The 20,923-nt window shown below is 50.7% G+C and carries 28 protein-coding genes; 8 read left to right on the forward strand and 20 right to left on the reverse strand.

Annotated elements, in window-relative coordinates; genetic code table 11:
- The first annotated feature begins 33 nt into the window (after positions 1 to 33).
- Complete coding sequence (locus tag EDB95_RS00220; RefSeq protein WP_133989418.1) at positions 34 to 285, forward strand: hypothetical protein; 252 nt, start codon at positions 34 to 36, stop codon at positions 283 to 285.
- A gap of 3 nt (positions 286 to 288) precedes the next feature.
- Here the strand turns inward: EDB95_RS00220 and EDB95_RS27935 are convergent, their stop codons facing one another.
- The 3 genes from EDB95_RS27935 to EDB95_RS00235 form a co-directional block, all read right to left on the reverse strand.
- Positions 289 to 498 (reverse strand): hypothetical protein, encoded by a 210-nt coding sequence (locus EDB95_RS27935; protein ID WP_317128941.1) that lies wholly within the window; start codon positions 496 to 498, stop codon positions 289 to 291.
- A complete protein-coding gene (locus tag EDB95_RS00225) occupies positions 422 to 991 on the reverse strand; it encodes an aldo/keto reductase (RefSeq protein WP_317128942.1) in 570 nt (189 codons plus the stop codon). The genes EDB95_RS27935 and EDB95_RS00225 overlap by 77 nt, the downstream gene beginning before the upstream one ends.
- A gap of 196 nt (positions 992 to 1,187) precedes the next feature.
- Entirely contained in the window at positions 1,188 to 1,535 is a 348-nt protein-coding gene (locus EDB95_RS00235; RefSeq protein ID WP_133989420.1) for a winged helix-turn-helix transcriptional regulator, read from the reverse strand.
- A 65-nt stretch (positions 1,536 to 1,600) separates the two neighbouring features.
- On the opposite strand from EDB95_RS00235, the gene EDB95_RS00240 reads away from it, so the two are divergent.
- Both EDB95_RS00240 and EDB95_RS00245 read left to right on the forward strand, forming a co-directional pair.
- Entirely contained in the window at positions 1,601 to 2,401 is an 801-nt protein-coding gene (locus EDB95_RS00240) for an SDR family oxidoreductase (RefSeq protein ID WP_133989422.1), read from the forward strand.
- A 33-nt stretch (positions 2,402 to 2,434) separates the two neighbouring features.
- Positions 2,435 to 3,601 (forward strand): serine hydrolase domain-containing protein, encoded by a 1,167-nt coding sequence (locus tag EDB95_RS00245; RefSeq protein WP_133989424.1) that lies wholly within the window; start codon positions 2,435 to 2,437, stop codon positions 3,599 to 3,601.
- 7 nt (positions 3,602 to 3,608) lie between these two features.
- Here the strand turns inward: EDB95_RS00245 and EDB95_RS00250 are convergent, their stop codons facing one another.
- From EDB95_RS00250 to EDB95_RS00280, 7 genes are all read right to left on the reverse strand, one after another.
- A complete protein-coding gene (locus EDB95_RS00250) occupies positions 3,609 to 4,664 on the reverse strand; it encodes a hypothetical protein (RefSeq protein WP_133989426.1) in 1,056 nt (351 codons plus the stop codon).
- Between the two features lie 76 nt (positions 4,665 to 4,740).
- Positions 4,741 to 5,163: a nuclear transport factor 2 family protein gene (locus EDB95_RS00255; RefSeq protein WP_162852433.1), complete on the reverse strand. Its 423-nt coding sequence runs from the start codon at positions 5,161 to 5,163 to the stop codon at positions 4,741 to 4,743.
- Positions 5,160 to 5,552 (reverse strand): YrdB family protein, encoded by a 393-nt coding sequence (locus tag EDB95_RS00260; protein ID WP_133989427.1) that lies wholly within the window; start codon positions 5,550 to 5,552, stop codon positions 5,160 to 5,162. The genes EDB95_RS00255 and EDB95_RS00260 overlap by 4 nt, the downstream gene beginning before the upstream one ends.
- Positions 5,553 to 5,561: 9 nt before the next feature.
- The gene (locus EDB95_RS00265; protein WP_133989429.1) at positions 5,562 to 5,768 is read right to left on the reverse strand and encodes a helix-turn-helix domain-containing protein; all 207 of its coding nucleotides are present in this window, start codon (positions 5,766 to 5,768) and stop codon (positions 5,562 to 5,564) included.
- A 3-nt stretch (positions 5,769 to 5,771) separates the two neighbouring features.
- Complete coding sequence (locus EDB95_RS00270) at positions 5,772 to 6,320, reverse strand: DUF2975 domain-containing protein (protein ID WP_133989431.1); 549 nt, start codon at positions 6,318 to 6,320, stop codon at positions 5,772 to 5,774.
- A 60-nt stretch (positions 6,321 to 6,380) separates the two neighbouring features.
- On the reverse strand, positions 6,381 to 8,972 hold the full coding sequence (locus EDB95_RS00275) for a carboxypeptidase-like regulatory domain-containing protein (protein WP_133989433.1): 2,592 nt from the start codon (positions 8,970 to 8,972) through the stop codon (positions 6,381 to 6,383).
- On the reverse strand, positions 8,969 to 9,874 hold the full coding sequence (locus tag EDB95_RS00280; RefSeq protein ID WP_133989435.1) for a GLPGLI family protein: 906 nt from the start codon (positions 9,872 to 9,874) through the stop codon (positions 8,969 to 8,971). Before EDB95_RS00280 ends, EDB95_RS00275 begins: the two co-directional genes overlap by 4 nt.
- A gap of 161 nt (positions 9,875 to 10,035) precedes the next feature.
- Here EDB95_RS00280 and EDB95_RS00285 point away from each other — a divergent pair, with 161 nt between their 5' ends.
- Complete coding sequence (locus EDB95_RS00285; RefSeq protein ID WP_133989437.1) at positions 10,036 to 11,238, forward strand: sensor histidine kinase; 1,203 nt, start codon at positions 10,036 to 10,038, stop codon at positions 11,236 to 11,238.
- Positions 11,235 to 11,912 (forward strand): LytR/AlgR family response regulator transcription factor, encoded by a 678-nt coding sequence (locus EDB95_RS00290; protein ID WP_133989439.1) that lies wholly within the window; start codon positions 11,235 to 11,237, stop codon positions 11,910 to 11,912. Before EDB95_RS00285 ends, EDB95_RS00290 begins: the two co-directional genes overlap by 4 nt.
- On the opposite strand, the gene EDB95_RS00295 is transcribed toward EDB95_RS00290, so the two are convergent.
- From EDB95_RS00295 to EDB95_RS00320, 6 genes are all read right to left on the reverse strand, one after another.
- The gene (locus EDB95_RS00295) at positions 11,905 to 12,843 is read right to left on the reverse strand and encodes a helix-turn-helix domain-containing protein (RefSeq protein ID WP_211352025.1); all 939 of its coding nucleotides are present in this window, start codon (positions 12,841 to 12,843) and stop codon (positions 11,905 to 11,907) included. The two genes, EDB95_RS00290 and EDB95_RS00295, sit on opposite strands and share 8 nt — an antisense overlap.
- Positions 12,818 to 13,804 carry an SDR family oxidoreductase gene (locus EDB95_RS00300; protein ID WP_133989443.1) on the reverse strand — a complete coding sequence of 329 codons (987 nt, stop codon included), beginning with the start codon at positions 13,802 to 13,804 and terminating at the stop codon, positions 12,818 to 12,820. The genes EDB95_RS00295 and EDB95_RS00300 overlap by 26 nt, the downstream gene beginning before the upstream one ends.
- A 126-nt stretch (positions 13,805 to 13,930) precedes the next feature.
- Positions 13,931 to 14,992: an NAD(P)-dependent alcohol dehydrogenase gene (locus EDB95_RS00305; protein ID WP_133989445.1), complete on the reverse strand. Its 1,062-nt coding sequence runs from the start codon at positions 14,990 to 14,992 to the stop codon at positions 13,931 to 13,933.
- Positions 14,982 to 15,383 carry a (R)-mandelonitrile lyase gene (locus EDB95_RS00310; RefSeq protein ID WP_133989447.1) on the reverse strand — a complete coding sequence of 134 codons (402 nt, stop codon included), beginning with the start codon at positions 15,381 to 15,383 and terminating at the stop codon, positions 14,982 to 14,984. The genes EDB95_RS00305 and EDB95_RS00310 overlap by 11 nt, the downstream gene beginning before the upstream one ends.
- Positions 15,384 to 15,388: 5 nt before the next feature.
- Entirely contained in the window at positions 15,389 to 16,372 is a 984-nt protein-coding gene (locus tag EDB95_RS00315; protein WP_133989449.1) for an aldo/keto reductase, read from the reverse strand.
- 6 nt (positions 16,373 to 16,378) lie between these two features.
- A complete protein-coding gene (locus tag EDB95_RS00320; RefSeq protein WP_162852434.1) occupies positions 16,379 to 16,792 on the reverse strand; it encodes a nuclear transport factor 2 family protein in 414 nt (137 codons plus the stop codon).
- A gap of 153 nt (positions 16,793 to 16,945) precedes the next feature.
- Between EDB95_RS00320 and EDB95_RS00325 the strand changes: the two genes are divergently transcribed.
- The gene (locus EDB95_RS00325) at positions 16,946 to 17,842 is read left to right on the forward strand and encodes a helix-turn-helix domain-containing protein (RefSeq protein WP_133989453.1); all 897 of its coding nucleotides are present in this window, start codon (positions 16,946 to 16,948) and stop codon (positions 17,840 to 17,842) included.
- A gap of 157 nt (positions 17,843 to 17,999) precedes the next feature.
- The gene (locus tag EDB95_RS00330; protein WP_133989455.1) at positions 18,000 to 18,614 is read left to right on the forward strand and encodes a class I SAM-dependent methyltransferase; all 615 of its coding nucleotides are present in this window, start codon (positions 18,000 to 18,002) and stop codon (positions 18,612 to 18,614) included.
- Positions 18,615 to 18,631: 17 nt separating this feature from the next.
- On the opposite strand, the gene EDB95_RS00335 is transcribed toward EDB95_RS00330, so the two are convergent.
- Complete coding sequence (locus EDB95_RS00335; RefSeq protein WP_133989457.1) at positions 18,632 to 19,078, reverse strand: SRPBCC family protein; 447 nt, start codon at positions 19,076 to 19,078, stop codon at positions 18,632 to 18,634.
- 6 nt (positions 19,079 to 19,084) lie between these two features.
- Positions 19,085 to 19,543: an SRPBCC family protein gene (locus EDB95_RS00340; protein WP_133989459.1), complete on the reverse strand. Its 459-nt coding sequence runs from the start codon at positions 19,541 to 19,543 to the stop codon at positions 19,085 to 19,087.
- 68 nt (positions 19,544 to 19,611) lie between these two features.
- Here EDB95_RS00340 and EDB95_RS00345 point away from each other — a divergent pair, with 68 nt between their 5' ends.
- A complete protein-coding gene (locus EDB95_RS00345; protein WP_262710529.1) occupies positions 19,612 to 19,941 on the forward strand; it encodes a winged helix-turn-helix transcriptional regulator in 330 nt (109 codons plus the stop codon).
- Between the two features lie 4 nt (positions 19,942 to 19,945).
- On the opposite strand, the gene EDB95_RS00350 is transcribed toward EDB95_RS00345, so the two are convergent.
- A complete protein-coding gene (locus tag EDB95_RS00350; protein ID WP_133989463.1) occupies positions 19,946 to 20,527 on the reverse strand; it encodes a carboxymuconolactone decarboxylase family protein in 582 nt (193 codons plus the stop codon).
- The gene (locus EDB95_RS00355) at positions 20,517 to 20,870 is read right to left on the reverse strand and encodes a hypothetical protein (protein WP_211352026.1); all 354 of its coding nucleotides are present in this window, start codon (positions 20,868 to 20,870) and stop codon (positions 20,517 to 20,519) included. The genes EDB95_RS00350 and EDB95_RS00355 overlap by 11 nt, the downstream gene beginning before the upstream one ends.
- Positions 20,871 to 20,923 lie beyond the last annotated feature (53 nt).

Genomic DNA, 20,923 nt, shown 5'->3' on the forward strand with positions numbered 1-20,923 from the left:
GGCCGGATACTTAATAACCTGTACCTTTACCGAATGATAAACACCGACAACAGGCAGCAGGCGGTCGAAGCCGTGCTGGCCAGGCTAGCCATGATCGCCAAACCATCAAATCGCTTGGGCGTCTATGTCAGCCACAAACTCACGAACGACGGGGACTATGCCGTCACGCTGACCAATGGAAGAATTATGTTCTACGCGTCAGAGCTAAAAAGCCTCGGGGGGCTCCCCGATGTCCGCATCCCCGATATATTGGCGCGATTCATACCGCAACCCCAGATGACTTAGCTTTTAAACATCCAGTTTCCGCTCACCCAACCATTTCACCATGGCCGGATCCCGGTGATCGAAAAAGCTGCTCGTCTTCGAGTCCAGTGTGCCAATAGCGTCCACGTCGTCCATAGCCAGCTCAAAATCAAACACCTCAAAATTTTCCTTCATCCGTTCCTTGCGCACGGATTTGGGAATGGCCACGACGCCCCGCTGGATAAGCCAGCGCAAAACAACCTGCGCGATGGATTTGTGATACTTTGCCGCAAACGATGTCATTGTGAATCATCAGATCCATAAGCCGGTCAGGATGAAAATTACTTACACCGATGGCCTTTACCCTTCCTTCTTTATACAGGTCCTGCATCGCCCGCCATTCTCCATACACATCGCCATACGGCTGGTGAATGAGGAAAAGATCAAGGTAGTCCAATTGAAGTCGCTTAAGCGACCGATCAAAGGCGGCCCTGGTCCCGTCATATCCGTTGGATTGAATCCATAATTTGGTGGTGATGAACAGTTCCGCCCTCGGTACTCCGCTGCGCTTGATAGCCCTGCCTACCGCCTCCTCATTCAAGTAAGACTGCCCGGTATCGATGAGCCGGTAGCCCACGTTGATGGCGTCTACCACGCTCCGTTCACATTCCGCCAGGTCGGTCACCTGGAATACGCCAAATCCAAGGACAGGCATGTCAACACCGTTATTTAGTACTACTTTTTGCATACTCATTCTTTTTGTTCTACAAAGGTCCGTCAACTGGGTGGCCGATTAGGTAGATGGATTCCGGATCCTGATACCATTTTTGCTGATCGTTAATGCCCGCATCTCCGACGGGGTAATAATGGGTTCAAATATCCTCAGCATTTCGTCCGCGTATTCAAGCAACGCGTTGGTCATACCCCGAGCGAGTACCGGACCCTCAACTAAGTCCCCTTAACTTATTCCTATGCATCTTACCCCACTTCTCCATGGGCTTTACAACATCGTTAAGGCTTAAACAATACTCCGTGATGGTATACTCAATCTTCACGGAATAGCCATCCACCACTTCTCTTCGAATCAATAAATTTTCCTCCAGGTGCTTCAGCTCCTTCGACAATACCCTATTGGTTATTTTGGGAATGGAATTTAATATGTCATTAAACCGCTTATTGCCGTTGTATATTGAGAGAACAACCGGCAACTTCCATTTGCCGCCGATGACGAACATCGTATCCTGTATCGCCTTTACCTTCTCCCGAAATCGCTTTTCTTCCTTGTCTGTCATATCAGGTATCCTTTTGTATACAGGTATCAAATATATACCTTACTCCGCTTAGATTTGGAGTAAAAATGAAAACAATATTCATCACCGGCGCCTCGGCCGGTATCGGAAAAGCCACAGCAAAATTGTTTCAATCCAAAGGCTGGCATGTTATAGCGACGATGCGAACTCCCCAGAACGAACCAGAGCTTTCGCATTTGGACAATATAACGCTACTGCCTTTGGATGTCACCAACATCGAACAGATCAGGTCGACGGCTGAAAAAGCCCTGAATGTATACAACATTGACGTCGTAATGAACAACGCGGGCATTCCGCTTTTTGGCCCAATGGAAGTCTTTAGCGAGGAACAGCTATTGCAGCAGATAAACACGAACCTTCTGGGAACGATTCGTGTTACCCAGGCCTTCATTCCCTTTTTCAGGGTGAGAAAAAGTGGATTGTTCATTAACGTGACTTCCATAGCAGGATTGATGGCACACCCATACAGCAATGTGTACCATGCCACCAAATGGGGTATCGAGGGATGGAGTGAAAGCTTGTCCATAGAACTAGCGCCTTTTAACATCAGCGTTAAAACCGTGGAGCCGAGTGGAACAGCTACAAATTTCTTTCATATATCTGATGCCACCCTGGCCTCTCATCCAGCTTATGATGACTCCATAAAAAAAATGCTGAATAGCATCACGCTTAACTTTACTCCCGCACAGGTCGCGGAGGTCATATACGAAGCGGCAACCGATAACAAGGATCAACTACGCTACCTTGCCGGTCCAAACGCAGAAAAGGCCTACGGCAGGCGGCTGGAGATTGGCCCGGAAGCCTTTAGAAAGGAAATCAAACAATGGTTTCTTGGATTGTCAACTTAATGCTATTTTGGAGCAGACACAATAATCCGAGAGATGAAGTTCGAGCTCTTATGCACAGTAACAATGGTGATAAGTTCATGCACACCGCCAAAAGCAAACGAACCTATCCCGGCTGGTTTTTTACCGGAGAATATCAGAGCGGTGGATAGTCTCGTGGCCGCTTTTATGAACAAGTATAACATTCCAGGGTTGTCGTTCACCATTGCCAGAGACGACAGCATTAAAATCAAGCGGTGTTATGGCTATGCTGACAAAGACACAAAAGAATTGATGAATCCAGACAACCGTTTCCGGGTTGCCAGCATCGGCAAAACCTTTACGGCTACGGCCATCATGAAACTAGTCGAACAAGGAAAGTTGCACCTGCAGGATAAGGTCTTCGGAATAGGCGGAGTTCTTGGAACTACTTATGGAACCTATCCTTATAAAAGATGGGTAGAGGAAATCACGGTGGAGGATTTACTGGAGCATTTAGGTGGGGGATGGGCCGATGCCGGCTTTCATAAGATTGGGGACCAGTCTAATGATCGGGATCCCGTGTTCCTGCACCCAGAGTTGGACCTGGATGCGTTGATCAGTTGGGCAGTCGATCATCAGCCCCTTCAGCACAAACCAGGCACACACTTTCAATACTCTAATTTCGGGTTTGACCTGCTGGGGCGGGTGATCGAAAAGGCAACAGGGATGACATACGAAGAATATGTTCGCAGAACCGTATTGCAGCCTTGCGGAATAGCCGATATGCAGATGGGTGGCAATACCCTTGCTGATCGGTTGCCAGGGGAAGTCCGCTATTATGACAGTCAGAATGATCCCTACACCTTGTTTGACGCACGCAGATTGTATTCGAACGGAGGATGGATAGCCACGCCGACAGACCTGGTTAAATTCATTATGCGGGTAGATAAATTTCCGCAAAAGGCGGATATATTGGAACCGGCCACACTGGATACGATGTTCTCGGCGCCCGCGCTTAGCCCCGACTACGCCAAGGGCTGGCAAGTAAACAAAAACGATGAATATTTTCATGGTGGCGGCTTTCCGGGGGTCAATTCCCTACTGGTCAGGACACGCGATGGCTTTTGTTGGTCCATGATCGTGAATACATGGTCCCATGAAGTTGTCTTCGGCGGGAAGCTGGATCAGTTGATGCGGCAGATACGGCATGCTATACGCCGCTGGCCGACTGGCGAAATATAATTGTTGCTCAATTCATCACTTTCTGCAACGTCACCTCAGTCGAATCACCCCCAAGAACCCCCGTCATCACCACCATTCCCGTGGCAGGATCCCGCGAAAGCACGCCTTTAAAATCCGGCTTGCCCCCCGGGTTACGCCAGCTTATGCCAAGATGGTCTTTATCCATCTTATAGGTACCGCTCCATCTCCGCTGCGGCGTGTTGAACTCAAACACGCAGCCATCGTTAACTTCAAAATAGACGACGGTCAAAAGGCTATCCGAACAGCCAGTTGGGGCAAGAAAATGCTGGTTAACCTTGAGCTGTTTCACCTCGTATTTACCGGTCAGCGCCGGATGTCTATTGGGGTTGCCATGCATTGCAATCAACAGCAGCGGTATAAAAATAATGGAAAGCCGGATGGCGGCCTTCATATACCCCGGCATCTGCAAAGAAGCAATATTATTTGACGCCGCAAAGAAAAACGCTTTCAATCGATTGAATTCCAGGAATAGAAAATACAACGCCCCCAACATCATGATAGACGCGTGTACCACCACACTCTGGCCAATGTCATAAAAAATATCCATCAGCAAAATATTCGCCAGCACCGGCAAAAGGATAAACACCCCCACCAACGTGGTCCGCCGGAAAAGCAATAGCATGGCGCCGGCTATCTGCAAACCGGCAATGATACAGCCAAAAAGATAGGAATGACTAAAAAAGCTCCAGAACAACTCGGAAGGCGTAAAACTTCGATACGGACGATCCGCCCAGTTCCCCGGTATGACCAACTGCAGGTGACAGATCTTTTCCCAACCAAACGATGCCAGATCATACGCCACCCCGTACCGGATCAATCCTTGCCAAAAAGCGAGCGTACCCGGGCTATTCTTCTTTCGCGCCTGCCATATAAAAGCGTAAATAACTGCAACAAGCACGATAAGGAATTCGATTAAGGACATTGTCCTGATGGGCACCCATTGTCGAAAAAATGTAACGCCCTGCCGAAGTAAAAAAGCACCAACGACCAGACCCGCAAGCAGGCAGGTGATGAATTTCTTGAAAAAGGGAATTTTCTGCATATAGCTTTGGTTGGCCTGGAAGTAGCACACATTCCATGCCGACCGGGGCCAGGCTGTCATCGTGACATTCTTTACCTTATTCTTCGGACAATGCAAGCGTCACAGCGAGCGAGTCCATATAGTCACGCCAATGCACAATCTTCCTGTCCTTGATGGTAATTATAGAACAAAACCTGTTGTTATAAGGCTTGCCTGCCGGGGTAATCCCATGAACCGCGTATTCCAAAACGATAACCCCGGGGGTGGCGCACTTATGCACCACAAGACCGTCCGCAGACGTAAGCTTCATGCTGTATCCGCCAAACCAATCCATATACTTCTTCCGGCCCTTGATGATTTCAGGGAATCCCGGAAAACGGTATAAGAATTCAAAGTCGGCATCTTCTGCAACTGCATCCCAAAAATGCGCCCCATCGACCTCTCCCTCAAGCCCCTTCATAATAATACTGTAGAACGGTTCGGCTTCCTTTTTGAAGGCCGGATGATTTCTATCGATCATAACTTGGATTTGACAAACCCCGTATACGGTCTATTCCGCAGCATCGCCACCGTCCGGTCATAACTGAAAAGGTAATGACCCACCAGTATTCCCGCCAGAAACCAAGCCCCGGTATTATATCCCAGGTCTTCCAGTGCCCAGACCGCCCAGGCAAATAATGCCCATTCGAGCAGTAAGCGAAGCGGTCCCGGAATGGCCACCGGCGCCGGACGCGGGTCATTTGGAATGCGGAAGACACCCCAAAGTATCGCTGCCATGACCGGGAAAGCAATAGAGGCAGCGATACCCTGCCAACCCGTAAAACCATGGTAGCCCCAATATGCTATGACGGCCAGCATGACCAACTCCAGCAGGAAGCGCAGCACAAGATTTAAGGGATGAGTATTCATTTGCGTAAATTACGAAACTTTATATTCAAGAATGTCCGCCGGCTGACACTCCAACACCTTGCAAATGGCTTCAAGGGTGCTGAAACGAATGGCTTTTGCTTTGCCGGTCTTCAGGATGGAAAGGTTGGATAGCGTCAGGCCGACTTTTCCTGAAAGTTCGTTGAGCGATATTTTCCGCTTCGCCATCATGACGTCAAGGTTTACGATAATCGGCATGACTTAGACGGTTAATTCGTTTTCGGTTTGGAGGTCAATCCCTCTTTTAAAGATCTGTGCGATCACGTAAATGGTCACGCCCATGAACAGCCATACATCGGCTCCGCCCAGGCGCAGGTCTTGTAGATCGGGTAACTTTACACCTTTTGACACAAGCCACTCGGTATATTTGGTGCCAAACCACGAGAACAGGCCAATCAGTAGGGACAGGTAGGACACCCTGAAAAGGAATCGGCCCACGTTTTTGCTAAATGGCCGGGCGATGTCCAGCTTATTATTGTGCAGGATGTCAATGATCAAATAAAACAAAACGGCTCTCATAACGGATACAAGGCTTATTTGTACCATCTCCGCGAGAAAGTATCCGCGGTCGTAATCATAAAGACTCGAAAGATCGAGCCCGGGCCAGGATCGATGCGCGTTGACCGGGTTTATCTCCAGCGTATAAATGGTGCTGAAGATGAACCCACCGGCTTCGATACTGACACCTACGAATATGATCCAGGCAAGGACATATAGGACTTTTAGCGTTTTTGTAGTGCTTATTGTCATATCAATGGGGTTTGATAGCACTAAAGTAATAAATATTTATTGATAAGCAATAAATATTTATTACAAATCAAACATTATTTTCCCCAGCACAATCCTCCCCGGCAGCCCATACGAACTGGCCGTCAGCATATTACCCGACAGATACAACGCCCGGTAGCTCCGTACATTCAGGAAATTGACCGCATCCAGTTGCAAGTCCACCTTCCACTTTTTGAGGCGGTATTTAACCGACGCATCCGCAAAGAAATATTGGAGGTCCGGATTGCCCTGGCTACGCGTAAAATAGTGCTCGCCGGACAGCTTGAACTGCATACCAGACAAAAGGTTATAATAAATAGCACCCTGCTGCTGCAACTGGTCGATTTCAGGCGCCAGGGCGGCCGCGGTCTGAGTCCCCGTGAGCTGATAGCTGACATTCACCTGGTCGCTCAATTTTGTTGTTGCAGCAAAGACCAGCGTCCAGACAGTAGTATTAAACGGCAGGAACGCGCCGTTTTGTACCTGGACGGAGTGGCTATTCTGCCATTTTACTTCTCCGGTGAAGGTGGTACGCAAGGGAAAAGAATACTTGCTGATACTTCCATCTGCCGTCCAGGAGCCGGTGGTGTTGGCATAAGGCAGGACAACCTGTTGTTGAAAGCTATCGGTGATGACGCCCGATGTGATATTGTTGGCGTGGATGCGCTCGTAGGAGACAGCCAAACTATAGAAAAACAGCGTCAGCGCTTTACGGTGACTATACCCCGCCGCCATCAGTTGATCCTGCTTAAGCGTCAGGTCGGCATTGTTGGCAAAGAGCGTCCGGTAATCCTTCAGGATATAGCCATGATAAATGTCTTCGACAGTCCCGGTCTGATGGCGATAGTGGTAAAGTAAAGTCACGAAATCCTCCCTACCGGTCTTATATTTTATACGCACTTGTGGATCGAAGAAGAGTTTTGCCTGGCGCTTATCCAGCGCATATCCGGCATCCGAATAGTCAATCTGTTGAAAGATCAGCGGCAAGGTCAGGTTGGCGTTGAGGTTGTCACCCGGTATATCGTAGGCAGCCTGGCCATACAACCTTTTTTTGTCCCATGCAACATGATTGGTCGAGCTGTCAATGGCCGGGCTTAAGTTCGATGTCAGCATTTGGGACTGAATACTGCCCCCGGCCATAAAGCTTTTCGTGCCGATATTACCCGGGATCAACCACGAAACATAATTATTGGTATACCAGGTGGGAACATTCACCGTCTGGATCAACAGCGAGTCACTATACGAAGGCCCGATCGACCGGCTTTCCGGCTCTGACGTACGGCTGATATAGGAATAGGCCTGGACAAGATCCTTCGATCCCAGCGGGGCCATCAGGTACAATTCATTGGAAAAGGTACGGGGCTGATCCCTGAGGACCTGGTGAACGGTCGGGCCGTTGGTGTTCAGATCCGAATAATCCGCCCACCGGTTGTCCTCCAACAACAGCGCGTCATTCACGTATCTTTTATCCTTATTGACGTTGAGGGTCAACTGCGCATGAAGCAAATTTGGATGAAAGCGGTTCTGCTGCGTTTCGGCATACTGCAGGGTATCCCCCGGGAGGAAGACGCTTGTCCGCTGACTGTAATCCCGCTTTTCTATGTCATGCAGATAAGATGCGTTGACGCGCAGTTGCAACCCGTTCTTCAGGTTGACAAGGTTATTGAGGTTCAATAAGCCGGACTGGTTAAAAAAATACCGGTTACGCGCCAGGGCCGGATCGTTTACCGATCCAAGGGAAAGCAGGGCTGCCGGCGGATCATTGCCGATGCGCAGCTTATAGTCGGCAACATTATGCGACACCAGCTCCTGTTGCAGGTCCTCCCCCGTATTGTTCCCTTTCAGATAGTCGATGGCCTTATACTTGTCTTTTACCAAAAGGGCATTCAGGTCCGCATCATAGTTACCGGGCAAGCCCGTACCAGCCGTCTCCTGTCCCAGCAAGCGGGCCTTGGCGCCCTTTTTGAACGTCAGGTTGAGGGCTACGTCGTCACTCTTGACCTTGTTTTGCAATACCTTCACCGGCTGGTGATTGTCGATCACCTGCACCTGGTCGACCACCCCCTGGGGAATGGTATTCGTGGCAATCGTATACTTGTCGTCGAGCAGGTTGTCGCCCCCCAGGTATACACCGGAGACCGGCTTGTTGTTATAGCGGATCGTTCCATCGGAAGCAACCGAAATTCCCGGCAACCGCCGGATCACATCCCCAATCACCCGGTCTTGGGCGCTGCTAAAATCGCTTACTTTATAGCTCAGCGTGTCCCCGCTGGTGCGTAGTCTTGGCCCCTTGGCATGAATGATGACCGACGGTAACCGACTCGCCGAGACCGCAAGCGTAAAATCAGCGACCCCGGTCGACCAGGAAACCGCCCGACGCTGCGTACTGTATCCAATGCAACGAGCTTCCAGGTACAGCGTGTCTGCCCGGAGCCCGGACGGAAGCCGCAAGGCATAATTTCCCCTGGCATCTGCGGTTGTAAACGCCATGATGACACTGCCTTCCGCGTTCCTGAGGTTAACGCTGGCGTAAGACACGGGGCTACCCGTGCTGTCCATGACCGTGCCTTTTAACACCTGGGCATCCGCGGACAGCGACAACAGGATAACCGCAAGCAGAATGACCGGTTTCATGGCTTTTCCGGTAATTCGATCGGGTTATTGATCACCGGACCCGCCGGACGTGCCTTAATATCGACGCTCATCCTCGGGCCATTATCCCCGGCCATACCGCCGTTGTGCGCCGCCATCGCCGATTGTGCAAAGGCATTGGGGTCCTTTTTGTACGCTGCCTGCAGTTTGGCAAATTCCTTGTCGGTGGTCTTTGTCGCATTTTCGGGAAGACTGATGAGATCGGGGTCTCCGTTAAAGTCAATTCCAGGCATGGGGGGCGGGCCGCTTTGATCACTATCGTTAGCTATTGCCGCTGCCTTTTCAATCCCGTCGAAAAGAAACTGGACATCCCTCTTTGTATCATAGGCTTCGACGATCACCCCCGGCAGGCCGCCCAATTCCCAGGGACCGGTGTGCAAAGGCAAATCAGGGCAAAACCAGGCGATATAATCCCTTCCTTTGAAATGACCCGTTGCCTTTTGGCAGTGAAGACGGCCAAAGGTGGCCGTATCACCGGTCACCTGCCAGGCAATAACAGGCAAGGGATCGGTCACCAGGAAGCTGCCAAACAGCTCCTCTTTCCGCACCAATTGCCCGGTATTCGGGAATTGAAAGTACTCGCTTCCGGTACCGGCGACATGTATATTGAACATGATGGGTCCGCCCGCCGCGGCCGCAGCCGCTGTCCGGTACTCCTTTTTTGTCTGGGCAATCCACCGTTGCCTGTCATAGCTCCTGTACACACTGGCATTTTTACCAATGGCCAACACCATGTCCTCTTTATAGGGATTCGCGCGGTCCGACGTATCCCGTACATGAGAAAACTTGTAGTGAAGGAACAACAGTGCAGTGTCCGGCTGCTGAGCCCGGGCGCCAGGGGCTGAAAGGATGATCCCCGCGCTCAATAAGATTGACCATTTCATAGCTGTTATGATTTTCGGACAATTTTATAACACGGGGCGCCCACGGCAAAAGCGGTGTGATGAACAAGTGGGATTTGTGATGTCCGCCATCGGATCTCAAAAATGGCGTGTTCATAACAATCCTCCCCCGGGGGACCGGTACTTCCATTAACTTCGTCAATATGCGCCGCAACCCGGTCAGATATATCATCCAGGTCATCATTCATGTCCTATTTTGGACGGGGGTATATTATACCCTGAAGGCACTGACGACCACTTCTTTTGGTATGGTGCTCAGGAACGGAGACAGGGGCACTCAAAAAGTGGATATCCAGTTATCATTCCCTTATTCATGGATAGTGCTCGGGTTCCTTATAGTCCTGTTTTATACCAACACCCTTTGGTTGTTTAAACAGGTGCTCAGGTATAAAAGCGCCGCGGGCCGGGTAGCAGTCATCGCCAGCTGGTGTATCCTGCTCTTTACCATAAACTTCCTGGTGATCCGTTGGCGCATCAACGTTGACAATGCCCCCTATATCATCAGCCATCAGCAATTTTCGGGCGGGAAAGACTCCCTGCCCAAAATGACATTCAACTCGGCCCTACCATCGGCCAAACTTCCGGACCTCCCTTCTCCCCCGGACGTACCCGTGTCTCCGGTAGACAACTGGCTGCACATGCAGCTCGTTATTGCCCTGATTTTTCTTTCGGTGCTGGCGGTTGCCATAGCGCAGTTCTTTATAAAGGAATGGATACGGAACGATCTGACACGAACCCAGGCCGAGGCCCAGCAGCTCAGTACCGAAATCAAGTTCCTCCGGTCACAGGTAAACCCCCATTTCCTGTTTAACACGCTCAACAACCTTTTTTCCATGGCCCAGAAAAAAGGCAACGACGAGCTGGCCGACGGCATTTCAAAGTTGTCCGGTATGATGCGCTATATGATCTATGAAAGCAACACCGAGCAGGTCTACCTCCAAAAAGAGATCGAATACCTGAAGAATTGTATTGCGTTACATAAACTTCGCTATGCCGGCGGTGAGGTGGAAGTCGCCTTTAGCTATCCCCCGCCGGGGGCGATCGGAGAAGTGCAGATTGCACCCATGCTTTTCATCCCGTTTCTCGAAAACGCTTTTAAGCATGGCATCGCGATCGGCGAACGCTCCTGCATCACCGTGACCATCACCGCCGGCGCCGGAAAGCTGAACTTCACCTGCGAAAATACCGACCATAGCCATGTCAGGCGGCTGGAAGAAGAGAAGACCGGTATCGGGCTGGCCAATGTGCGTCGCCGCCTGGAACTGGTCTATCCCGGCCGATATGCGCTATACGCCGGGCCAAAAGACGGGAAATATCTTGTACACCTTCAAATCGCATACTCATGATCACGTGTATCGCCGTGGATGACGAGCCGATGGCGCTGGAGGTGATCGAACGCTACTGCGCCAAAAGCGAACTGGTAGACCTGAAGGCTGTATTTCGCGAGCCCATAAAAGCAGTCGAATACCTTGGCCGGGAAAAAACGGACCTGGTCTTTCTGGACATCAACATGCCGGATATCAGCGGGATGCAACTGGTACAAACCCTGTCACCAAGACCAATGATCATCTTTACCACCGCCTATAGCCACTATGCCGTGGAAAGCTATAACCTGAACGCCGTCGACTATCTTTTAAAACCGATCACCTTCGAACGATTCCTCGCCTCGGTCAACAAGGCGATCACAGCCCTTCCCGCCAGGGATTACGACCGGAATATTTTTATAAAAAGCGGCCCGCAAACATACCAGGTCAGCCTCAGGGAAATCCTGTACCTCGAAAAGGATGGGAATTACATCAATCTGTACCTGAAAGACAGAACGATCCTCATCCGCGAAAGCATGGGGGATATATTCGACCTGGTACCTGCTTCGGACTTTGTCCGTGTCCACAAGTCGTATGTCGTGGCCATAAAACATATTGCCATGATAGAGGCCTACCAACTGACGGTCAATGGCAAAAAGATACCTATCGGCGCCACCTATCGCGAATCGTTGCGCTCCAGGCTCGGGATCAGTTAAACGACGCCCTGAATTCCAACGGACTTTGGCGGGTCTTACTCTTAAACAGCTTGCTAAACGAGGCCGGATGCTCAAAGCCCAATTCATAGGCGATTTCGCTGATGGACAGCTCCGTGGTGGAGAGTTTTTCCTTGGCTTTCTCAATAATCACTTTATGAATGTGCTCCTGCGTATTCAACCCCGTCAATGACTTGAGCAGGCCCCGGAGATAATTGGGTGAAATGTGCAGACTTTCAGAAATGTATTGTACGGTGGGCAACCCTTCCGTTGCCAGTTTGTTGCTGTCTACATAGTCGTTGAGCAGGTCCTCCAACTTTTCCAATACGCCACTATGGGTTATTTTACGCGTGATAAACTGACGATTGTAAAACCTTTCCGCATAAGTAAACAACAATTCCAGTTCGGCAACAATGATATTCTGGCTGAATGCATCAATATTTGTCTTGTACTCCTGCTGAATGTTCTTAATGATACTGACGATTTTCTTTTCCTCTTTTGGCGCCAGATGCAAGGCCTCATTGGCGGAATAATCGAAAAAACCATACTGTTTAATCGTCTTCGCCAGCTTCGTCCGCCATAAAAAATCCGGATGTATCAATATAAACCAGCCGGACATTTTGGATAACCGTTTTCCTAACGGCGCAATACCAAAGACCTGCCCGGGAGACATAAAAAACAAGGTGCTGGCTTCAAAATCACCACCTTCCTTTAACTTATGGGGGATCGTGGCATGGCTCCCGTATGTGTATTGAAAACGGCCGTTCTCGTGCGCCTTCAGTGAAATCCAATAAAAATCGCACATCAATTTGATGGGCTCCTTAATCTCCGTCCCCCTCAGCGTCTCCAAATTGATGACACTGATATGGGGATGGTCCGGCAGGGGCAAGCCCGCCATCTGATGATATTCACTGATGGTCTTTATATGATGCATAGGCTTTGGCAAAGATAGGTGCATATTCACTGAGTTTTGTTTTACCCAGCACAGGACGATGCTTATAATAATCTTCATATACCCTCCCCGAACGGCCGGAGGCGCCCATTTCCACCAATCCGTGTACCAGCATTTCGTTCATCCCCCTTTTGAGCATCGTGTTTGTCAACATTTTATCAGAGATACTCCCCCATTTCAAATAGGGTTTTCCGATAGCCGCCCCCAATATCCCGGCCACCTCATTGCAGGTACGTTCTTCGCTGGCTATGTATCGTACCGTGTAGCCTTCAAACGGCTTATCCATTTCCTCGGCGATAACCGCGGCAATGTCGATCGGCGACACCAACAAGTTCACAATATCGCCTCCATAATTAGCCATAATCAGTCCCCGTTTGCCACGCAACAAGCCCGATAGGCCATAGTGCTGTAGAGCCATGATCGCTCCGACAAACCCTTTGCTTAATGATTTAATCACTTCGATATTGGCCAGCAGGTTATAATAAAACCCCACCGGCCGCATAAATTTGATAGAGACGTCGGCCGGCAGTGTTTTCAAAATAGTTTCCGCCATAAAGTGAAACTTTAAAAGCCCCACACCCGTATCGGTATGCGCCCCGATACTGCTCAAATGCACCACTTTTTTAATACCCGATCTTTCCACGGCCGATTTGTATGTGTTTACTATTTCCGCGACCGCCTTGTAGGGGTCATACGTCTTGTCAAACATCCTGTCCTGGGCGCTTGGCTCCATAAGGTACACAATGTCTGCTCCATGGAATGTATTCACCAGGAAATCAAGGTCTTTTATGGAACCGATGGCCGCTTTTGCGCCCAAGGCGTCAATGTCCTTTTGCCGCTCGGCCTTACTGCTAATGACGGTTACGCGGTGGCCTTTTCGTACCAATTCTGTAGCAAGGGGTTTGCTGATATTGCCCAGTGAGCCCGTTAATACGATATTCATTTCGGTATATTTTATACCGCAAAGCTCATGGAGAACCAGCCATCTTAGGTGGTCAAAACGCCTTTTCCCATTGCCAAAACGCCTCCACGTGCTAAATCCCCATACCAATAAGTACGACAACATTGGTCATGGTATCTCATTTAATGAATTCATATCTATGACAAACCGGTAGTGAACATCCCCCTTTTCCAATCGCTCGAAAGCCTTGTTGACATACCCCATATCGATCTTCTCGATCTCCGCCACGATCGTATGTTTTGCGCAAAAGTCCAGCATTTCCTGGGTTTCAGCAATCCCGCCGATATTGGAACCGGCAAAGCTCCGATTCCCCATGACGACATTAAAAGCCCCGATTTCCAGGGGAGCGGGCGGCAGCCCCACCAATACAACAGCTCCGTCATGCCGCAACAAATTCAGATAGGTATTCACATCGTGCTTCGCCGACACCGTGTCGATGATAAAATGCAGGCTGCGCGCATACTTCGCCATCTGTCCCGCATCGCTCGACAACACAGCCTCATCGGCACCCAGCCGCTTTGCATCGGCCACCTTGGAAGCGGATGTCGTGAATACCACTACATGCGCACCCATCGCCTTGGCTATTTTAATGGCCAGGTGCCCCAGGCCGCCAATACCAAGAATGCCGACCTTTTTACCAGGGCCCGCGCCCCAATGCTTTAACGGAGAATATACGGTAATTCCGGCGCACAACAGCGGCGCAGCGGCCGCCAGGTCTTTAAAATCCGGCATGTGCAGCACGTACTTTTCGTTGCAGACATAGACTTTGGAGAAACCGCCATAGGTAACGCCACCGAGCTCCTTATCCGGGCTGTTGAACGAGTACGTCACTCCGTTCTCGCAAAATTGCTCGATCCCGTCCTTGCAGGACTCGCAATGCCCGCAGCTGTCAACGATACAGCCAACGGCCGCCAGGTCACCCACCTTAAACGATTGGACATGCTCCCCTACCGCGGTTACCCGGCCGACAATCTCGTGGCCCGGTACGATCGGGTACGTTGTACCGCCAAAGTCATTTTTGATCTGATGCAGATCGGAATGGCAAATGCCGCAATATAATATCTCTATTTCTACGTCATGCGCCTGTACCACGCGACGCTTTATGCTGATACCCTTCAACGGCTCCGTGGCGGCAGCCGTGCCAAATGCTTGTACTTGTTTAGTTTCCATATTCTTCGTCTGTTACGGGCTCCAACCAGGTCACAGGACCCTTTTCGCCCAGGTTCGTAATGGCAATGTGTGTGAGTGCGCTGTCGCGGGTGGCTCCGTGCCAGTGTTCGACTCCCGAAGGAATCACCACGACATCGCCCTTTGTCAGGGCGTGGGCAGTTTTTCCCCGCTCCTGATACCACCCGGCCCCATCGGTAACCAGCAAAATTTGTCCCCGCGGATGGGTATGCCAGTTGTTGCGGCAACCCGGTTCAAATTCCACGTTGCCTATGGTAAAGGTGCCCGTCTCGTCTGTCGGGACAAGGCTTAAAACCCAGGCAGCACCGGTAAAATACTCGGATGGCGCCTGTTGCCCACGGGGGAAAATCCCCTCATTTTTATCTGTAGTCATACGTATTATTTTCCTACCCTTTCTTGTAAATGTTGCGGATACCGCGCCCCGTGAATTTGGACCTTGGCGGCTGCCTCCTCGATCTCCCGAAGGTCATCAGCCGACAACTCGACATTTGCGGCACCCAGGTTCTCTTCCAGACGTTGCACCTTCGTTGTACCAGGTATCGGCGCGATCCAGGGTTTTTGTGCCAGCAGCCAGGCCAAGGCGATCTGTGCCGGCGTGGCACCCTTGTCCGCCGCGATACTTTTAAGAAGGTCAACCATCCCCTGGTTGGCTTTCCGGTTCTCTTCCGTAAAGCGCGGAACAATACTTCTAAAATCCGATGTATCAAACCGGGTGTTCTCATTGATCACGCCGGTCAAAAAACCTTTACCCAGCGGACTAAATGGAACAAACCCAATCCCCAGCTCTTCCAGGAGCGGCAGGATTTCCTGCTCCGGCTCACGCCACCAAAGGGAATATTCACTTTGCAACGCCGCTACCGGCTGGACCGCATGTGCCCGGCGGATGCTCTGGACACCCGCTTCGGACATCCCAAAGTGCTTCACCTTGCCCTCACGTATCAAGTCCCTGACCGTACCAGCCACGTCCTCCATGGGTACGCCCGGATCGACACGGTGTTGATAGAAGAGATCGATCCTGTCCGTACGCAGCCGTTTCAACGACGCTTCCGCCACTGCCCGGATATTTTCAGGCCGGCTGTCTACCCCCTTGGCCACTTCTCCCCCCGGAAACCCAAACTTTGTAGCGATGACCACCTGGTCGCGGAACGGCTGCAACGCCTCACCAAGAATTTCCTCGTTGACAAAGGGGCCATAAGCCTCAGCCGTATCGAAAAATGTCACACCCAGCTCATAAGCCTTTCGAATCAATTCGATGGCCGTCTTCCTTTCCGTAGCCGGGCCAAGACCAAAGCTCAAGCCCATGCAACCCAGTCCTAACGCGGAAACTTCAAGCCCGCTTTTTCCCAATATTCTCTTCTTCATAAGTGATTATTTATTTAGCGGCGTTGCCTTCAATGCGATCAGCTTCCAGGCACCCGCCGGTTCAGGTCTTACAAATACCTCTATATAAGAGAGATGCAGCGACGTTTTGGTGCCCGAGACCGTAACGACAAATGTCCCCTTGCCGGTGACGATCGCTGTATTCTCCGCTACCACCTCGTTGCTTTCCTCCACCTCGATACTATTGTGCATAAAATTGCCCCCTTTCAAGCGCTGCAAGTATTGGTCCCTGGATTCTATCCGCCCATCCAACGCGGAAAACACCATCCGGGGGTCGAGCAGGGCGTCCAGCGAATCGAGCCTACCCGATACCTCCAACCGGAATATGGCCGTTGAAACCTCTTGTGCATTTTGGCCGTATCCCACCACGCACCGAAGAGCGAGCACAACAATAATTGTCAATTGTCTCATTTTCATGTTGCAAAGTTCCATCCAAACCACCACACCACACTTATACCAATTCCTGCTTCTCTTACCATTTTTCCCAAATAGCCACTAGCCCCAGCCGTTCTTCGCGTCCGGTGCGTAATTTTGAAGGAGCGAAACAGGAAAGCAATGAACGAGATCATAAAAATCGCCAGCGTAGATGCCTACAATAAGCTGCGTGGCGTAGAAACCCAACATCCCCTGGTCAGTGTCTTTAACCTGTCGGGGAAAAAGCCGATGCCCGTCGAGACTTTCAATTTCGGCTTATACGTTGTCTATCTTAAGGAATTAAAATGCGGCGAGCTAAAATATGGCCGTAACCTCTACGACTACCAGGAAGGGACACTGGTATTTGTGGCGCCTGGTCAAATATTGGGCGTACAGCCAAACGCCGCCGCCGCTGACCCGAAAGGCTGGGTACTCCTTTTCCACCCAGACTTACTCACCGGCACCCATTTGGGAAAACATATCCATGACTACTCGTTCTTTTCCTATGATGTGAACGAAGCCCTTCACCTCTCCGAAAAAGAAAGACAGATTGTTCTCGACTGCTTCGAAAAAATCCAGATAGAGCTGGACCAATCCATCGACAAGCACAGCAAAACGCTGATCGCCTCCAACATCGAACTGTTCCTGAACTATTGCACCCGTTTCTACGACCGGCAGTTTATTACCAGGGACAACGCAAACAAGGGCATCCTGGAGAAGTTCGAAGACCTCCTCAACAACTACTACGCCACGGACAAGCCCCAGCAAATCGGCCTCCCCTCGGTCGCCTGGTGCGCGGAGCAACTGCATCTGTCCGCCAAATATTTCGGGGACCTCATCAAGAAGGAAACAGGTACCTCCGCCCAGGAATACATCCAGTCCAAGGTAATCGACGTCGCCAAAGAGCGCATCTTCGATATGGACAAATCCCTTAGCGAAATCGCCTACGATCTGGGGTTCAGGTACCCCCAACATTTCACCCGGCTGTTTAAGCTTAAGGTGGGGGTTACCCCGAATGCGTATAGAATAATGAACTAATACGACTGATAACTGAATGTCCATTTTCCTTACCTTGTGTGAACATTCAACGCTATGCGCCCCAAAGGTGTCAATATCGAAGGCGTCCCCCCGAGCTGGAAGCCCTACTCGTCAAAGACGCCAACGCTAAAGCTTTTTAGCCTCAAAACCACACAGCATGGAACCCGGCAAAAAACATTGGGAAAATATCTACAGGACCAAGGGGCCGGCTGACCTCAGTTGGACCCAGGCCCAACCCGCCATTTCGCTAGACTTCATCCATAGCTTCCACCTGCCTCGTACCGCCCGGATCATCGACATAGGTGGCGGAGACAGCCGGCTCGTAGACTGCCTGCTCGATGAGGGCTACACCGATCTTACCGTGCTCGATATATCTGGCGCTGCCCTCCGGAAGACCCAACAACGATTAGGCCACCGCGCCCACCAAGTCAAATGGATCGAACAAGACATCACGCTATTCCATCCCACCGAGACCTACGACTTGTGGCACGACCGGGCAACCTTTCACTTCCTTACCACGTCCCCCCAGGTCTCGAACTACCTTTCTACCGCCCGCGGCGCCCTCCCTTCCGGTGGCTATTTCGTGATTGGCACCTTCTCCGACAACGGCCCCGAAAAATGCAGCGGCCTGCCCATCCATCAATACAGCGAACAAGAGCTAACCGAAGCCCTCACCAACGGCTTTAGCAAAATCAAGTGCATTACAGAAGATCATCACACCCCGTTCAATACGCTGCAAAACTTTCTGTTCTGCTCCTTCAAACGGGCATGACGGGGAGTGAAAGCCGACTATTGCCTATCCGTATAAGATTTTAGCCCCACGAAAAACTTCTTTATCCCTGTATCCGACTGTCTTCGTATCATCAAAGCATCCAAAACTTTACCGATCAAACCATATTTTACTTTGTATTCCATCACCTGCTTTACTTTGGTTTGATGGCCGATCTGCTCAAACCCATAGCTATGCTTTAGTTGCTGAATTGGAAAGGAACAGGCAGTCAATTCATACGCCAATGCTTCATTTTTTTTCCAAACCGTTACCTTCTCTTCAAACCAGTTTTTGCCGTCCTTCATGCCCACCTTTCTAGTCGCACCGATACCGCTCCCCGCCGCGGAGAGGGCCCGGGCGCTTTTTACAGTGGGGTCGTACTTTTCCAGTTCTTCAATACTGGAAAGAGCGTCCCAGATTTTGTCAATGGGCGCATCAATGATGATCTCGTTGTATAGCGTTGTCATCAACCGTTATTTTTCAGTGAGCGATCTTATATTGTCCAATATGGTTTCCTGGGCTTTTTGAATCATCCTTTTCATCATCACTCCATTCATAACTTTCGCCATCATATTGGCTGGCCTGTACCAGGTTTCACTGGTAACCCGGGTCTCGGTATCCCCTATTCTTTCGAGGTCAAAGCAAAACCGGGTATCCTTTAGCATGCTGCCCATTCCCATCGTATCATGCTCGATGGTCCAGACAGTCTTTGCTCCAGGGACCAATTCGATGAGTTTTTCGGTCATTGTACCCTTCCTTCCCCCGTTATTGATCTCGCAGGTTCGCGTGCCGTAAAGACAGTCCATTGTACCCGTTGCCTTGACAACGCCCGGGTTTACTTTGTGAAGCACGTTAATATCGGTGATCACAGACCATATATCAGCGATAGGCGCGTGGATAACAGCCTCCGTCCTTACCTGCAATTTGCTCATGAATGCATGAATTTTAATTTACTTGTCTTTTACAAGTACAAATATACCATCCTACTTGTATTTTGCTTTTGATCATCAGGGACATGATGTTCAAAGGGCAAAATACCTATGGAGACTTTCTACACGGAGGCGAAGGCATCGCCACGAATATCCTGGCCGACAGGCTCGCCACGCTGGAATGCGCCAATATAATTTCCAGGCAAAAACACCCGGAAAGCCGGGCCAAGATCCTCTATAAACTGACACCAAAAGGCATTGACCTGATCCCCGTACTGGTTGAAATGATTGGCTGGAGTGAAAAATACCATAAGGTTCATCCACAGGCTGTGGCGTTCGCAAAACAAATGGAAAAGAATAAGTCAGGGCTTATCGAATCCTTGTATAAGAGTTTACAATGAAAGCCTATTGATAGCCCCGCTTAAGCAAGTACTTCGCCCCGGCCTCGAAGGCATCGGGAGAAGGCACAAAAAAGCTAAAGGCATCTGCCAGCCGATTGGTAACGTTGAAAGCGAAACACACTGCCAGCGCGTCCTCGATTTGCGACGCCGAGACCCCCGCAGTCATGGTTACGCGGATGTCGTCCGCGGCGATCGTATTCTCCCGCGTCAGCTTTCCCAGCAACAGCAAAGTCGCCCGCAGCGGCTCCTCAATGGCAGCAGTGGCCGGATCGGCAAGAACCGCGTCAACCTTTGCCCGGTCATTATATGCCCCGGCCGCAACGGCACCGTGCGCCTTGATGCAGAACGAACACCGGTTCAAGCTCGACACATACGCCGCCATCAGCTCCCTATCCCCAACAGACCATGCTGACGGCCCCCGCATGGCCGCATGGGTAAACTTTTTCGCCGGCGCCCCATAATAACCGGGACGATAAAACACCAATTTGGCGGCATCCGGCAGCGGGTACCCCGAAACCGCCTTGATAACGGCAAACAGCGCTTTGGTGCCGAATGAATATCCTTTATTGAGTATGTCAAGACGCATGACGGCCTCCTGTTTCATCTGTGATCGCCTGGCGTAAAGCAGACAAGGCATTGTTGTACTGCCGTGACGCCTGGCCCACCGCCCCGCAAATCACCAATTCAAAAATCTCGTCCTCGCTTTTCCCGGATCGCTTCACGGCATCCACGTCGCCATCCGAAATCCGATAGGCATCATTGGCCACTTTGTCGATCAGCGTTTTCAGCGGCTCCATTAGGCTGGAATTGTCAAAGGCCGCCCGCCTTTGCGCTTCCGGGCTGACGCCCTTGCCTTTCAGAATATGGTCAACGAGCCCCTGGTACAACCGCCCAAAGCCGCCGCCGCCTTTTTGGAAGTCTTTTTCCATACCCGTAAATGCATTTGGAGATAGTCAAGGTAAGCAATACCTTTCAAATTCAA

Origin of the sequence: Dinghuibacter silviterrae (assembly GCF_004366355.1) — a bacterium.
Classification (GTDB): Bacteria; Bacteroidota; Bacteroidia; order Chitinophagales; family Chitinophagaceae; genus Dinghuibacter; species Dinghuibacter silviterrae.

What these genes read in the sequence shown, in the direction of transcription:
- EDB95_RS00220 (WP_133989418.1), top strand. Translation starts at nt 34, where the DNA reads ATGATAAACACCGACAACAGGCAGCAGGCGGTCGAAGCCGTGCTGGCC.
- EDB95_RS00225 (WP_317128942.1), bottom strand. Translation starts at nt 991, where the DNA reads ATGCAAAAAGTAGTACTAAATAACGGTGTTGACATGCCTGTCCTTGGA.
- EDB95_RS00235 (WP_133989420.1), bottom strand. Translation starts at nt 1,535, where the DNA reads ATGACAGACAAGGAAGAAAAGCGATTTCGGGAGAAGGTAAAGGCGATA.
- EDB95_RS00240 (WP_133989422.1), top strand. Translation starts at nt 1,601, where the DNA reads ATGAAAACAATATTCATCACCGGCGCCTCGGCCGGTATCGGAAAAGCC.
- EDB95_RS00245 (WP_133989424.1), top strand. Translation starts at nt 2,435, where the DNA reads ATGAAGTTCGAGCTCTTATGCACAGTAACAATGGTGATAAGTTCATGC.
- EDB95_RS00250 (WP_133989426.1), bottom strand. Translation starts at nt 4,664, where the DNA reads ATGCAGAAAATTCCCTTTTTCAAGAAATTCATCACCTGCCTGCTTGCG.
- EDB95_RS00255 (WP_162852433.1), bottom strand. Translation starts at nt 5,163, where the DNA reads ATGATCGATAGAAATCATCCGGCCTTCAAAAAGGAAGCCGAACCGTTC.
- EDB95_RS00260 (WP_133989427.1), bottom strand. Translation starts at nt 5,552, where the DNA reads ATGAATACTCATCCCTTAAATCTTGTGCTGCGCTTCCTGCTGGAGTTG.
- EDB95_RS00265 (WP_133989429.1), bottom strand. Translation starts at nt 5,768, where the DNA reads ATGCCGATTATCGTAAACCTTGACGTCATGATGGCGAAGCGGAAAATA.
- EDB95_RS00270 (WP_133989431.1), bottom strand. Translation starts at nt 6,320, where the DNA reads ATGACAATAAGCACTACAAAAACGCTAAAAGTCCTATATGTCCTTGCC.
- EDB95_RS00275 (WP_133989433.1), bottom strand. Translation starts at nt 8,972, where the DNA reads ATGAAACCGGTCATTCTGCTTGCGGTTATCCTGTTGTCGCTGTCCGCG.
- EDB95_RS00280 (WP_133989435.1), bottom strand. Translation starts at nt 9,874, where the DNA reads ATGAAATGGTCAATCTTATTGAGCGCGGGGATCATCCTTTCAGCCCCT.
- EDB95_RS00285 (WP_133989437.1), top strand. Translation starts at nt 10,036, where the DNA reads ATGCGCCGCAACCCGGTCAGATATATCATCCAGGTCATCATTCATGTC.
- EDB95_RS00290 (WP_133989439.1), top strand. Translation starts at nt 11,235, where the DNA reads ATGATCACGTGTATCGCCGTGGATGACGAGCCGATGGCGCTGGAGGTG.
- EDB95_RS00295 (WP_211352025.1), bottom strand. Translation starts at nt 12,843, where the DNA reads ATGCATCATATAAAGACCATCAGTGAATATCATCAGATGGCGGGCTTG.
- EDB95_RS00300 (WP_133989443.1), bottom strand. Translation starts at nt 13,804, where the DNA reads ATGAATATCGTATTAACGGGCTCACTGGGCAATATCAGCAAACCCCTT.
- EDB95_RS00305 (WP_133989445.1), bottom strand. Translation starts at nt 14,992, where the DNA reads ATGGAAACTAAACAAGTACAAGCATTTGGCACGGCTGCCGCCACGGAG.
- EDB95_RS00310 (WP_133989447.1), bottom strand. Translation starts at nt 15,383, where the DNA reads ATGACTACAGATAAAAATGAGGGGATTTTCCCCCGTGGGCAACAGGCG.
- EDB95_RS00315 (WP_133989449.1), bottom strand. Translation starts at nt 16,372, where the DNA reads ATGAAGAAGAGAATATTGGGAAAAAGCGGGCTTGAAGTTTCCGCGTTA.
- EDB95_RS00325 (WP_133989453.1), top strand. Translation starts at nt 16,946, where the DNA reads ATGAACGAGATCATAAAAATCGCCAGCGTAGATGCCTACAATAAGCTG.
- EDB95_RS00330 (WP_133989455.1), top strand. Translation starts at nt 18,000, where the DNA reads ATGGAACCCGGCAAAAAACATTGGGAAAATATCTACAGGACCAAGGGG.
- EDB95_RS00335 (WP_133989457.1), bottom strand. Translation starts at nt 19,078, where the DNA reads ATGACAACGCTATACAACGAGATCATCATTGATGCGCCCATTGACAAA.
- EDB95_RS00340 (WP_133989459.1), bottom strand. Translation starts at nt 19,543, where the DNA reads ATGAGCAAATTGCAGGTAAGGACGGAGGCTGTTATCCACGCGCCTATC.
- EDB95_RS00350 (WP_133989463.1), bottom strand. Translation starts at nt 20,527, where the DNA reads ATGCGTCTTGACATACTCAATAAAGGATATTCATTCGGCACCAAAGCG.
- EDB95_RS00355 (WP_211352026.1), bottom strand. Translation starts at nt 20,870, where the DNA reads ATGGAAAAAGACTTCCAAAAAGGCGGCGGCGGCTTTGGGCGGTTGTAC.